Annotated in this window: 12 protein-coding genes; all 12 read right to left on the reverse strand. The window is 68.7% G+C overall.

From position 1 onward, the window contains the following. Window positions 1–51 precede the first annotated feature (51 nt). The 12 genes from ACYVE7_RS06925 to ACYVE7_RS06980 all read right to left on the reverse strand — a co-directional run bounded on the left by ACYVE7_RS06925 (window position 52) and on the right by ACYVE7_RS06980 (window position 10,066). On the reverse strand, window positions 52–672 hold the full coding sequence (locus tag ACYVE7_RS06925; RefSeq protein WP_460363717.1) for a hypothetical protein: 621 nt from the start codon (window positions 670–672) through the stop codon (window positions 52–54). Window positions 673–736: 64 nt separating this feature from the next. Further along, window positions 737–1,924 (reverse strand): helix-turn-helix domain-containing protein, encoded by a 1,188-nt coding sequence (locus ACYVE7_RS06930; RefSeq protein WP_460363718.1) that lies wholly within the window; start codon window positions 1,922–1,924, stop codon window positions 737–739. Window positions 1,925–2,306: 382 nt separating this feature from the next. Continuing rightward, entirely contained in the window at window positions 2,307–2,723 is a 417-nt protein-coding gene (locus ACYVE7_RS06935) for a DUF4279 domain-containing protein (RefSeq protein ID WP_460363719.1), read from the reverse strand. Beyond that, on the reverse strand, window positions 2,720–2,998 hold the full coding sequence (locus ACYVE7_RS06940) for a hypothetical protein (RefSeq protein WP_460363720.1): 279 nt from the start codon (window positions 2,996–2,998) through the stop codon (window positions 2,720–2,722). The genes ACYVE7_RS06935 and ACYVE7_RS06940 overlap by 4 nt, the downstream gene beginning before the upstream one ends. 245 nt (window positions 2,999–3,243) lie before the next feature. After that, window positions 3,244–4,506: a tyrosine-type recombinase/integrase gene (locus tag ACYVE7_RS06945; protein ID WP_460363721.1), complete on the reverse strand. Its 1,263-nt coding sequence runs from the start codon at window positions 4,504–4,506 to the stop codon at window positions 3,244–3,246. Next, complete coding sequence (locus ACYVE7_RS06950) at window positions 4,506–4,694, reverse strand: helix-turn-helix domain-containing protein (protein WP_460363722.1); 189 nt, start codon at window positions 4,692–4,694, stop codon at window positions 4,506–4,508. Before ACYVE7_RS06950 ends, ACYVE7_RS06945 begins: the two co-directional genes overlap by 1 nt. After that, on the reverse strand, window positions 4,691–6,139 hold the full coding sequence (locus tag ACYVE7_RS06955; RefSeq protein WP_460363723.1) for a replication initiator: 1,449 nt from the start codon (window positions 6,137–6,139) through the stop codon (window positions 4,691–4,693). The genes ACYVE7_RS06950 and ACYVE7_RS06955 overlap by 4 nt, the downstream gene beginning before the upstream one ends. Window positions 6,140–6,237: 98 nt before the next feature. Then, entirely contained in the window at window positions 6,238–7,509 is a 1,272-nt protein-coding gene (locus ACYVE7_RS06960; RefSeq protein ID WP_460363724.1) for an FtsK/SpoIIIE domain-containing protein, read from the reverse strand. Between the two features lie 11 nt (window positions 7,510–7,520). After that, the gene (locus ACYVE7_RS06965; RefSeq protein WP_460363725.1) at window positions 7,521–7,883 is read right to left on the reverse strand and encodes an SCO3933 family regulatory protein; all 363 of its coding nucleotides are present in this window, start codon (window positions 7,881–7,883) and stop codon (window positions 7,521–7,523) included. An 85-nt stretch (window positions 7,884–7,968) separates the two neighbouring features. After that, window positions 7,969–8,151, reverse strand: a complete 183-nt coding sequence (locus ACYVE7_RS06970; protein ID WP_460363726.1) for a hypothetical protein — start codon at window positions 8,149–8,151, stop codon at window positions 7,969–7,971. A gap of 35 nt (window positions 8,152–8,186) precedes the next feature. Further along, window positions 8,187–8,804, reverse strand: coding sequence for a hypothetical protein (locus ACYVE7_RS06975; RefSeq protein WP_460363727.1), 618 nt, complete (start codon window positions 8,802–8,804; stop codon window positions 8,187–8,189). A 65-nt stretch (window positions 8,805–8,869) separates the two neighbouring features. Beyond that, the gene (locus ACYVE7_RS06980; RefSeq protein WP_460363728.1) at window positions 8,870–10,066 is read right to left on the reverse strand and encodes a helix-turn-helix domain-containing protein; all 1,197 of its coding nucleotides are present in this window, start codon (window positions 10,064–10,066) and stop codon (window positions 8,870–8,872) included. Window positions 10,067–10,151: the final 85 nt, after the last annotated feature.

Genomic DNA, 10,151 nt, shown 5'->3' on the forward strand with positions numbered 1-10,151 from the left:
GCCCAACACAACCGTGCCCCCGCGAGATCAGCCCGTCCGGACCAGGGACGGTTATCGCGGGCTCGGCAGCAGCACCGTCTCCACCGCCACCAGCGCATCCGTCGGCCTGTCCGCCCCGCACACCACAGCGCCACCCGCCCAGGTGAAGTACAGACCGGCACCCCGATCCGGACGGCCCTGACACCACACCTCCACCAGCCGGGCACCCCCACCCACCCGATCCGAGACGACCAGATGGAACTCCCCGACCTGCACCACGTACTGCTGCTCGACCAGCAACGCGGCCAACACCTCCAACGCCGCTCGCCGCGCTTCGGCCACCTCATGGGCGTAAGCGACGGCCTGACCCGACGCCGCCCGCACCATCACCGACGGGTGAGCATCCAGCGGAGCCAGAACACGCGCCAAACGGGCGACAGCGGCATGGACGTCACCGACCGGGGCGATCGGGTCGCCCCACGAGTACGCGAACACCATGCGCCTGTCGGCGTCGAGTGTGCAGGTCACGTTCTCCGATAGGGCCGCCGCCTGCCCGCTCGTCACCCGCAGGAACGGGCCCGCGCCCGCCGGGTTCACCACGCGGACGTCGAACCCGTCGCGGCCCAGGGCCTCGCCGAGCGTCCGGAGCGCCTCAGCCTGTACCCGCCGCTGTTCTGTGTTCACCGTTTCCATGACCACAACGGTCGAACCCGTGACGGCCCCCACTGTTCCAACGTGGAACAGCCCCCACCAGCGACTACACGCCCATCCGGGTCTGCAACCCCCGCAACGGCTCCGGCAGCGTACGCCGCACGTCCACCAAATGCCCGACCACGGCCCGCGCCGAGGGATGGAACCTGGTCATCTGCGGTGCCGTCCGCTCCGCCCCCAGCACCCTGGCCGTCGCCCGCTCGTAGTCCCCGGTCTCCACATGCATCCGCGCCATATCGATCTCATGATGGGCCCGCCGCTCCGCCACCAGCCCCTTCAGAACCTCCTCCCCGATCTCCCGATCCCGCCGCGAAGCCTCATCCAGATCCCCCAACTCCACCGCGACCGCCGCACCATGAATCGCAACATTCGCCGACGTGAACTGCACGCTGTGCACCGACTTCCCGACTCGGCCTGACGCCACGATCTCCCCCGCCGTCCCGAAATAGGACCACGCCTGAGATGCCCGCCCAGCGCGACCGGCCACGATCGCCGACCGCAACGCCAGGTACCCCGCTACCTCCCCCGCATCCGGCAGATCGTCGTGCACGCCCCCTGCCGCCTGGTCCAGCAGAGTCAACGCCGGCTTGTACTGGCTCATCCCCATCAACAGCAGCGCGTGCGGAGCAGCAGCCATGATCGACAGATGCGGGTTCTGGGACCGGCGCGCCGACTCCGACGCCCGAGCCATCCACGCCAGCGAATCCCCGCCATACCCCAGCCGCCGCGTCACGCTCACCGCCAGCGCGTGCGCCCGGTTCATCACTGCCCACACCTGCGGCTCGTCGGACTCATACGCCCAGAACGTGAGTTCCTCCAGCAACGCGGGAAGCCGCCCGCCCAGTTGCGAGAGCCTGGCCTGCAGCAGCAGCTTCCGCAACGCCGCCACCTCGGCTTCCAGCGCAGTCAGGGCGCGCGGCGGGCCCTCCAGCTCGGGGCCCACCTCCACGTAGGCCAGCACCCGGCGCAGTTCGGGGATCGCCGCGTGCACCCGATCCTCCCGCCCCGCCAGATGAAACGGCTGCCCATACACCTCCGCCGGATCCACCCGCAGCGCCGCCGCCACAGCAGCCACGAACGCCGGCGTCGCGACCTTATGCCCCTTCTCCACCTGCGCGATATGAGACCGCGAATACGCCGTCCGCTGCGCCAACCCCTGCTGCGTCAACCCCCGCCGCTTCCGACACCGCGCCACCCGCACACCCACCGACTCCGCCGCCGCCCCACCGCCCATCGGCCCGCCTCCGCATCCTGAAGAGCCCTCACCCCAAGCTACGGCGCAAAACCCAACCCCGTCAGGCCAAGACCGACAGGAAACCCACTCCCACGATGAGGACTTTCTGTACGTCTTCAAGGGCGACCCGCTCCGCGGGCCGCCGACACCGCGCGGCCCCCGCCGGGCTTCGGCCCCTCCGGGGCCGACCCGGCTCCGCCTCACGCTTTGGAACACGCAGACGACGTTTAGAGGAATCCTCCAAATGCCGTCTCTCCGTGAGGTCAACGTTGACGGCGACACAGACGGGCAGACCCGCCCGCCGAGCGATCCCGCTCACGTTTTCGGACCCCATAGCCGCAATAAGGAGAACGATGACACCATCAATATTGATCCTATGAAGTCAATCATATTCGGGACAATCATGGTAGATGTATTGGTCAATATCGATGGAGGCTCGAGCGATACCAAGCCATTCAATAAGCGCAGAGCTAAGAAAAATCCCCTTCTGCCGCGAATCCTCCAAGTCCCTTATCTCTTGGACTATTTCAAGTGTCACGGTAGCGTCAGTCTCCCCGACGAGCCGGCGCAAGGATTGCGCGAAATGTTCACCCCAAGCCAGGATCCTCGACTCGCACTCCTCTGGCCTCGCCGCACCTGCCTTACGGATCCAGGTGGTATGACCGCGAGGAGCCCCACCAGGACGCCTGAGGGTACCCAGCGCAGCCTCTTCGTCCGGCTCCACACCGAGAGATCTCGTGATCTCCTCAGGTCGCATAGACCCGCTGACAACCCTGAGATATACACGGAAGGCCGTCATGGGATGTATTTATAGTTGGTCGGAACGATGATCTTGCCGTCCTTGCTAACGAGAACAACCCTATTGTCAGCATCACGCATGGCGTCGAACCTCGAAACGTTAGGTTTGCCAACCCAGTCCGCTTTAAACCCATACGGATCCTCACCCAAGCTCTTAAGAGCCTTCTCCAATTGCTTTTCTTTGATCTTAACCAGCGAACCAAGATCAATTTCTGACGGGTCCGGGGTGTCCAGGAAGAACTCGCAGCGCGGCTGGTTGTGCACCAGCACCGGCACGCTGCCTGCGAGTACATAGTAGGTGTGCCGGTGTCACCGGAATTCAGGGGTTTATGGGCCGCTGGCCATCGCCTCTACCTGCTCTTTGTTCGCTGCGTTATGTTTCGTCACTTGTTTTGACGGCAGTGGTGACGGCAACACAGGCAGACATTCGTCTTCTCGGCGATCCTACGGCGGGGCCGTCTCGGGAAGCGCGAAGCCCCGCCGGGGCTGGAGGGCACCGACGGGGCTTCGGAGGGCTGGTGCTACGCGGTGGTGTCGTCGTCGGGGTCGTTGAGGGCGGTGTTCATGGCTTCGATGGCGGAGCGTTGGAGGCGGGGCCGGACGTGGGCGTAGACGTTGGCGGTGATGTGGATCTGGGCATGGCCGAGGAGTTCCTTGATCGTGACGAGGTCGACGCCCTGTTCCAGCAGCAAGGTCGCGCAGGTGTGGCGTAGGTCGTGGAAACGGATGCGGCGGACGTGGGCGAAGGCGCACAGGTCGGTGAACAGCCGGTTGACCTGGTACCCGTCGATCGGCCGGCCGTCGGGCTTGCAGAACACCAGGTCTTGCTCCTGCCACTGCTGCCCTGCAGCCCGTCGCTCGCCGTCCTGCCGGGCCCGGTGGCAGGTCAGCGAGATGACGCACGACTTCGGCAGGATGATCCGCCGCTGTGAGGAGGCGGTCTTGGGCGGGAAGAAGACGTAGGCGCGGGTGGTCGGGTCGCGTTGCAGGGTGTGCCGCACGTGCATCTCCCCGGCGGTCAGGTCGAGGTCTGCCCAGCGCAGGGCCAGGATCTCTCCGCGCCATAGCCCGGTCCGCAACGCCAGCTCGAACAACGGCCCCAGCCGCGCGTTCTTCGCGACCTTGAGGAACGCGCGGGCTTCGGCGGCGGTGAACGGCTGGAAGTCCGGGGTCTTCTCGCCGAGCCGCACGGCCGAGGCGACGTTGCGGGGCAGCTCGTCCTCGCGGACGGCGTGCGCGAGCGCGGCCGACAGGATGCACCGCAGATACCGTTGCGTGCCCAGGCTGATCCTGCGTTCGCAGCACTGGCCGATCGAGCAGCAGCGCGGCCGGGACGTCTTGTGTCGGGCGTTCGGGTCGCGGCGGGCGTCCCAGCCGCGTGCGCAGCACTGGCACACCAGGGCGGTGTCCTGCAGCCACGTTCGTACGTCCTTCGGCGTCAACGCTGCGAGCCGCTTGTGGCCGAGGCCGGGCACGATGAAGGTCCGTACGTACCGGTCGTAGGTCGCGTACGTCGTGGGCCGGAGCTTGTGCATGGCGACGCCGGTCAGCCACGCGGTGATGTAGGCGGCGACGGTGACGGTCGGGTCGGTGGCGACCGGCAGGCCCTTGCGGGACGCGGCGATCTTCCCGATCAGTTTGTCCATCGCCTCCTTCCGCGTGTTCCCGTAGACCCGGACCCGGCGGGACCTACCGTCCGTCGTGGTCAGGTATCCGGCGGCTTCCCATCGGCCGTCGGCTCGCTTGTAGACGGTGCCCTCACCGTTTGCGCGCTGCCGGGCCATCAGAGGTCACCGCCCAGCGAACGCAGGCACTCAGCAGCCGCCTCAGCGGGGATGCGCCGCAACCGGCCGATCTTCAGCGAGGGAAGCTGCCCGGAGCGGATCAGCTTGTAGACGCTGTGCCGCGACACTTGCCACGAGGCCATCAGGTCCGGCACCGTCAACAGCCCGGAAGTTCTGGTCTTGGTCATCGGGCACCGCCGACCGTGACCGGCTTGTCCCGCAACCGCACCGGTCTGACCACGATGTCGGGAAGCGGTTTGCCGGTGAGCGCGGCTGTCAGGACCGCGTCGGCTGCGGTGAGGCCCTGGCCGACGAACTCCCACTCCCCGATCACCAAGATCTCTCCCGGCTCCGGGCCGACGGCATCGGCGTGCTGGGCGCGGACGTGGTCGATGCGAGCTTGGCGGAGGGCTCCGAGGGTGGTGGAGTAGCGGCGGGACTTGGTCGAGAAGTGCCCCCGGAACCCGAGCATGTGGGCCCACGCGCGGAGCCGCAGGTGCTCCAGTTCGGGGAAGCTGCCCAGCCGGACGCATTCGACGATCAGCGAGCGGGCGTGGTCGGACAGCACCAGGTGATCGAGGATCGGCAGGTCGCTTTCACGGAGCCGCCGGTCCAGGGTGCCGACCGACTCAGCGGCCTTCGTCGCGTACTTCGCCACATACCCGGCGACCGCCTGATCGGTCAGCTTCCCGCCGGACTCGATCAGCCGGACGTCGACCTGACAGCCCCACCCGAACACCCGCGAAGGCATCTCCGGTGAGGCCGGAGAGGAGACGGTGACGGCTGGTACGGCGGACCTCACCGCGGCTTCCAGCGCCGCCGGTGTCGCCCACGAAGGCGGCGTGTCGGTGGGGCCATCGGGGCCGTCCAGGCGGATCACAGCGTGCAGGTGGACGACGCCTCGCTTCTGGAATTCGGCGACCTTCGCGAACGACACCGTCACCACGTCCCGCAGCACGCTGACCGGGACACCGGCGATGTCGGCGAGACGGCGTCGCAGCGCGAGGGCGAACCTTCGCCACAGCTCGGGCGCCAGGGCGTTGAACAGGACCTGCCCGGTGTAGTCGTAGCAGTCCGGGCACAGCGGTGTCCCCAGACGGTCGTCCCCCGGCTGGTGGCGGGTGGTGCATGAGGGGATGCGGCCGTGCGGGCAGGGCTGGGCTCCGCGCCGGGGATGACATGCTCCTGCCCGACCGGCGCGGTGGGTGTGGACCGGGCCGAACGACGGTGCGGTCAGCGTGACGAACGCCGCCGGATGAGCGGTGACCGTGGCGGGTACGCCCTTGCCGCCGACGAGGCCGGCGCGGATCATCTGGTAGGTGTCGGCCCGGTAGATCTCCGCGCAGGCCGGGCAGCGGGAGGCGCGGCGGGTCTTGCACGCCACCCGCAACAGCCCGTCCGGCTCGCCCTCCGAGGAGAACGACCCGACGACCTCCCCCGTCGTGGCGTGGACGTGATCGGCGCGGCCGGTCAGGTGGACCGGCTGGGCGCAACCGCCCAGGGCCTTAGTGCGGGCTGCCCACCGGCCGTAGTCGGGCCGGGATGTCCGTTCGGTGATCTGCTGGGCGACGGCCGGGCTGATCAGGGAGGCGATCAACCCGCCTGGTCCCGGTGGTGTAAGTGTCTGGTTCATGCCAGGGACCGTGCGGGCGAACCTCTTCGCGGCAACCCCTGCGTCCACACCGCCGATCGTCAACCTGTGGACACCGACCACAAGACGATGACCTGCGGTTACGCTGCCTGACCGTCGTCTCCAGGAACGTCCTGGCCGGAGGTGTCGAGCGGCCAGGGCGGGGCCAGCGCCGCGTACCTCTTGGCCGTCGCGGTCACGGTGGCGTCCGGGACCTCGGTGGACCTGGCACGCCGCCACCCACCCTCGGGCAGGAGCGCGACACACACGCCAGGAGCGACCGCAGGGATCGCCCGCGCTTCCACCACGGCCGGTTTACTCACATCGCCCAAAGCCATGGTCGCGGTCTCCGGGTCGTTCACCCGGTGACACACCCGACCAGTGAGCTGGGCGCGCAACGCGGTCACGCCGGGACCGAGATCGGAGCCGATCCGCTGCCCGCACACCACCAGATAGATCCCGAACGCCCGCCCGGTCGAGGCGATCCGCTGCAACACCGTTCCCGCCCGCGCCACCCGGTCCTTCTCTGCCCGGTCGACGGCCAGGAACAGCTCAGCGACCTCATCCACGATGATCACTACCGGCAGTGGCCGGACTGATTCGGGCAGCGTCCAGATCTCGCGGGCGCCGTGCGTGCGGCACAGCGCTCTCCGCGCGGCCAGCTCCGCCAGCACCTCATCCAGCAGCAGCACCGTTTCGGTGCGGTCGGTCGCCAGCGCCGACAACCGGGCCTCGATCGGCCCGAGTTCGACACCTCCCTTCAAGTCGATGCCCAGCAGCACCACCGGCTGCCCCGCCAGGCCGGCCACGATCGCATGCACCAGGTTCGACTTCCCCGACAACGTCGCACCCGCGATCAGCCAATGCGGCACCACCCTGAAATCGATCACCCACGAGCGGCCGTCATCCAGCACGCCTACCCCGACCGTCAGCAACTCTCCGCCGGTCGAGCGCACGTTGACCGCGTCGAGAGGATCACGACGGTAAGCCGACAGCACCACCCGGCCGGGGCCGGACTCGATCACCCGGACCGCGTGGACCCGCCAGGCGTGGGCGAGCTTCTCGGCCGCCTCCACGTAGTCCGCCGGGACCTGGCCTTCCAGCAGCCGTACCGGGAGTCGCCAGCCCGCAGTCGTGGGCCGGGCCAGGCCGAGGCCGGGCACCAGGTCGGGCAGGCCCTTGGCGGGCGGCCTCGGACGGAGGGTCAGGCCGCAGCCGCCCGAGACCCGCCGCCATGAGGCATACAGGCCGGGCAGGGAGCCCGGGAAGGCGATGAGCAGCCAGAACGACACCGGATGCCACCGCCTCCACGCCCACAAGCCCGCCCCGACGACAACGACACCGATCGTGAGCTCGGTTCCGAGGCCGGGCATGAGGCCGCCCCTCAACCGGACGACTTGGCGACGCGGGCCGGGGCCGCCTCGGGCACCGGGAAAGCCACGATCCGGTCGGCCTTATAGGCCACGCCCGCGTAGTGACGGCCCCGGTCCTCCCGCTGCCAGGGGCTGCCCACCAGGCCAGCGACCGTGACGATCTGCCCGAGCCTCAGGCCAGGATCATCGGACACCGACACGTTCAGCAGATCGACCCTGCCCAGGGCGTCCACGGCCGACAGGCCGACCTGGAAGACCGTCCGGCCGTCCTTGTCGACCTTCACCTCACCGGTGTCCCTGTCGGCCAGCTTCGGTCGCGGCTGCGCGACGCACACGAACGTCAGGCTCGTAGTGTCCACGGGAATGTTCTTCATGACTCTGCCCTCCAAGGCGTAGTACTTCTACGCCGAGGACCGTCCGGGCCGATCAGGCGAACGCAACCCTTGAACCCCCGCGAGATCAGCCCGTCCGGCGGCGGGTCATCACTGCCAGCACCTTGGCCCGCAGCTCGACCGGGGACGTCGCGGACAAGAACAAGCCATGCGGCCCGACCGCGAACCAACGACCAGCGGGCGGATCGGCCACGAAGCCCACCGAGGCGAACTCAGCCCGCAACCGGGCCAGCACCAGCCGCGCATCCACCCCGTCCGGAACACGACCCGTAGGCCCGGGCGCGGTCACCGCGGTCTCGGCAGAAGCGCCGTCTTCACCGCCACCAGTGCGTCGGTCGGCCGGTCCGCCGCACACACCAGAGCGCCGCCCGCCCAGGTGAAGCAGAGACGGCTGCCCCGATCCGGGCGAGCCTGGCACCACACCTCCACCAGTCGGGCACCTTCGCCCACCCGATCGGCGGCGACCAGGTGGAACTCGCCTACCCGCACGACGTACTGCTGCTCGGCCAGCAGGGCGGCCAATGCCTCCAGTGCCGCGCGACGGGCCTGCGCCGGGTCCGAAACGTCGATGACTTCGACCGGCGCCACGCGCACTTCAGCCGCCTCGGGAGCATCCAGCGGAGCCAAGACATGCGCCAGACGTGCGACAGCGGCCGGGATCTCGCTCACCGGGCCGATCACATCACCCCACGAATACGCATACATCATGGGCCCGGCGGCGTCGCACGTACAGGTCACGTTCTCCGACAGGGTTTCCGCGTGCCCGCTCGTCACCCGCAGGAACGGGGCCGCGCCCGCCGCGCGCACCACCCGCGTGGTAAAACCCTCGCTGTCCAGCGCCTCACCGAGCGCGCTGAGCGCCCGAGCCCGCTGTTCCGTCTGTTCCGTATTCTCCGTCTCCATGACGACAACGGTCCAGCCCGTGACAGCCTGTACTGTTCCAGCCTGGAACATCCACGATCGGCGGGCTACACACCCATCCTGGTCTGCAAGCCCCGCAACGGCTCCGGCAGCGTGCGCCGCACATCGACCAGATGCCCGACCACAGCGCGTGCCGATGGATGGAACCGCGTCATCTGCGGGGCCGTCCGCTCCGCGCCGAGCACCCGAGCCGTCGCCCGCTCGTAATCCCCGGTCTCCACGTGCATCCGCGCCATGTCGATCTCATGATGCGCCCGCCGCTCCGGAACCAGGCCCTTCAGCACCCGCTCGCCGATCTCCCGATCCCACCGCGACGCCTCATCCAGATCGCCCAACTCAACCGCGACCGCCGCACCATGAATCGCGACGTTGGACGGCGTGAACCCGGTCGTGACCCCATGCACGTCACCCGGCTGGCCGCCCATCTCCGTCCGGATCTCGGACGCCTGACCGTAGTGGTCCCACGCCGCGCCCGCGTCCCCACCCCGAGCAGCGATCACCGCACTCCGCAAATGCGCCGTCCCCAGCACCTCACCCGCGTCCTCCCGCTCCCGATCCACCGCCCCGGCAGCGCGATTCAGCAGCGTCAACGCAGGACGCCACTGCGCCACCGCCGCCAACAACAACGACCTACGCAACGTCACCAGAACCGGCAAATGAGGATCATCCGAACGCCCCGCCGACTCCCGAGCCGCATCCAGACATCCGTTCGCCAGATCGTGATACCCCAGCTTCCGGCACAGATCCGCCCCGGCCTCCTGCGCCCGGAACAACAACGCCCACACCGCCGGATCCTCCGAAGCGTGCGCGTGCCACGTCAACTCCTCCAACAACGCCGGAAGCCGCACCCCCACCTGCGTATGCCGCGAAGCCGCCTGCAACCGCCGCACGTCCGCAAGCTCCGCCGTCAGCACCTCCACCGACCTCGGCGGCCCGTCAAGCTCGGGAGCCACCTCCACGAAGACCAACGCCCGCCGAATGTCAGCGATAGGAGCGTGCACCGCGTCATCCCGACGCGACTCCCCCACATACGGCTGACCGAACACCTCCGCCGAACTCACACCCAAAGCAGAGGCAACCGCCGCCACGAACGCCGGCGTCGCGACCTTGTGGCCCTTCTCCACCTGCGCGATATGAGACCGCGAATACGCCGTCCGCTGCGCCAACCCCTGCTGCGTCAACCCCCGCCGCTTCCGGCACCGCGCCACCCGCACACCCACCGACTCCGCCGCCCCGCCGCCCATCGGCCCGCCTCCACATCCTGAAGTCCTCACCCCAGGCTACGGCGCAGAACCCGACCACGTCAGGCCAAGACCGACAGGAAACCCC

The sequence above is a fragment of the Actinocorallia lasiicapitis genome, from assembly GCF_054778695.1.

What these genes read in the sequence shown, in the direction of transcription:
- ACYVE7_RS06925 (WP_460363717.1), bottom strand. Translation starts at nt 672, where the DNA reads ATGGAAACGGTGAACACAGAACAGCGGCGGGTACAGGCTGAGGCGCTC.
- ACYVE7_RS06930 (WP_460363718.1), bottom strand. Translation starts at nt 1,924, where the DNA reads ATGGGCGGTGGGGCGGCGGCGGAGTCGGTGGGTGTGCGGGTGGCGCGG.
- ACYVE7_RS06935 (WP_460363719.1), bottom strand. Translation starts at nt 2,723, where the DNA reads ATGACGGCCTTCCGTGTATATCTCAGGGTTGTCAGCGGGTCTATGCGA.
- ACYVE7_RS06945 (WP_460363721.1), bottom strand. Translation starts at nt 4,506, where the DNA reads ATGGCCCGGCAGCGCGCAAACGGTGAGGGCACCGTCTACAAGCGAGCC.
- ACYVE7_RS06950 (WP_460363722.1), bottom strand. Translation starts at nt 4,694, where the DNA reads ATGACCAAGACCAGAACTTCCGGGCTGTTGACGGTGCCGGACCTGATG.
- ACYVE7_RS06955 (WP_460363723.1), bottom strand. Translation starts at nt 6,139, where the DNA reads ATGAACCAGACACTTACACCACCGGGACCAGGCGGGTTGATCGCCTCC.
- ACYVE7_RS06960 (WP_460363724.1), bottom strand. Translation starts at nt 7,509, where the DNA reads ATGCCCGGCCTCGGAACCGAGCTCACGATCGGTGTCGTTGTCGTCGGG.
- ACYVE7_RS06965 (WP_460363725.1), bottom strand. Translation starts at nt 7,883, where the DNA reads ATGAAGAACATTCCCGTGGACACTACGAGCCTGACGTTCGTGTGCGTC.
- ACYVE7_RS06975 (WP_460363727.1), bottom strand. Translation starts at nt 8,804, where the DNA reads ATGGAGACGGAGAATACGGAACAGACGGAACAGCGGGCTCGGGCGCTC.
- ACYVE7_RS06980 (WP_460363728.1), bottom strand. Translation starts at nt 10,066, where the DNA reads ATGGGCGGCGGGGCGGCGGAGTCGGTGGGTGTGCGGGTGGCGCGGTGC.